This window comes from Arsenophonus endosymbiont of Bemisia tabaci Q2, from assembly GCF_902713415.1.
Lineage (GTDB): Bacteria > Pseudomonadota > Gammaproteobacteria > Enterobacterales > Enterobacteriaceae > Arsenophonus.
On the sequence record NZ_CACTIE010000284.1, the window covers coordinates 1 to 1,483 of the forward strand.

Below are 1,483 nucleotides of genomic sequence, written 5' to 3' on the forward strand. Positions count from 1 at the left end.
CTCGGATGCGAAACAGATATTTTGTTCGCACTCAATATGGTGTAATCAAAATTAAGTCGCTTAGCTATATTTGATTAATCCAACGTGATACAGATGCAGAGCCAATCCGAAATTGCTTCGCTGTTTCTCGGATACTCAACCCTTCTTCCATCGTAAATATCACTGTACGTCTAAAATCAATTGAATAGCTCATATAAATAATGTCATCAAAATTAAGTCGCTTACCTATAAATCAGCAGTTGCGAGTGGGATCGCTCAAAAAATAGAGCTGCGTTTTTAGATGGTGATTTTTTGCATCCACGTGCCAATATTAGAAAGATGTCTTATGGCCATGCGTTTAATGTTTCTGATTGACTTCCTTGGCTTAAGGCATTGAGTGATGCTATTTTGCTATGCAGAGAACAAATAAGGTTTCTTTGATTGTTTGTTCCGCGTTGAAAAAATATCGAGATATTTTAAGAGACGGAAACCAACATTTATGATTTTTTTACCTTGAAGGAGACTTTAAATTAGTATAAGACCGATTTAAAAAGCGTAAAAATCATTTTTTCAAACCAAATATGTTGGTCTCGCAGTTTGATACTTTGGAGTACCTAGTAATGATGAAAAAGATGTGTATATCGTCGATATTAAGCCATCATTAGCTGAGCTTATTGATAATAAAGTAAAATTAATTGATAAAATTATTACTAAGGAAAAATAGATGAACACGCCTATACCTGAAACATTAAATATGCTGGTATTGACATTGACTGCCGCAGGGGCTGTCTTTTTATTGTTGTTTCTGGTTATGTATGCAAGATTACATGCGTTCATTGTGTTGATGGTGGTTTCTATTTTAGCGGGATTATTTTCTGGCATGCCGGTTAAAAAATCATAGAAATAATGCAAGAAGGTATGGCAGGAACATTAGGATTCTTAGCAATTGTTGTGGCATTAGGCGCAATGTTTTGACGGATACTCCATGAAACAGGCGCATTAGAGCAAATTGCGATCAAATTAATCAATTGTTTTGGTGAAAAACGGGCTAATTTAGCCATTGGTATTACAGGATTGATTTGCGCATTGCCACTTTTTTTGGTGTACAAATAGTATTGTTAATTGGTATTGTTTTCACCATTACTAACCGTTTAGGTGGCAATGTTGTTAAAACAGCTATTCCCCTGTTTGCCGGTGTAGCCGCTGCTGCTGCTTTTTTACTTCCGGATCCAACGCCAATGTTAGTTGCATCTCAGATGAATGCTGATTTTGGTTGGATGATTTTGATTGGCGTATGTGCAACTATTCCAGCAATGCTTATCGCCGGACCATTATGAAATAATTTCTTAACGGTAATACTTAATTTTGTTAAACAAGAATAAATTAATATGCGAAAACGTAGTAGCTATAAATAAACACCTTATTTTCTATTTCTTTTTAAAAGAATTTTAATAAATAAAGTTTTAAATAAATTTATCGATAAAAATACTTACAATTAATAAAT

General features: G+C 34.1%; 1 protein-coding gene and 2 pseudogenes. 2 read left to right on the top strand and 1 reads right to left on the bottom strand.

Annotation, left to right across the window (positions count from 1 at the left end):
* Nucleotides 1-64: 64 nt before the first annotated feature.
* Nucleotides 65-193: an IS630 transposase-related protein gene (locus ARSQ2_RS11305; protein ID WP_181995349.1), complete on the bottom strand. Its 129-nt coding sequence runs from the start codon at nucleotides 191-193 to the stop codon at nucleotides 65-67.
* On the opposite strand from ARSQ2_RS11305, the pseudogene ARSQ2_RS13335 reads away from it, so the two are divergent.
* Together ARSQ2_RS13335 and ARSQ2_RS11310 are read left to right on the top strand one after the other, a co-directional pair.
* Nucleotides 185-703 (top strand): annotated as a pseudogene (locus ARSQ2_RS13335) (gluconokinase, GntK/IdnK-type). The gene ARSQ2_RS11305 and the pseudogene ARSQ2_RS13335 overlap by 9 nt on opposite strands.
* Nucleotides 704-1,313: pseudogene (locus ARSQ2_RS11310) on the top strand (GntT/GntP/DsdX family permease); the annotation flags it as partial.
* Nucleotides 1,314-1,483: the final 170 nt, after the last annotated feature.

What these genes read in the sequence shown, in the direction of transcription:
- ARSQ2_RS11305 (WP_181995349.1), bottom strand. Translation starts at nt 193, where the DNA reads ATGAGCTATTCAATTGATTTTAGACGTACAGTGATATTTACGATGGAA.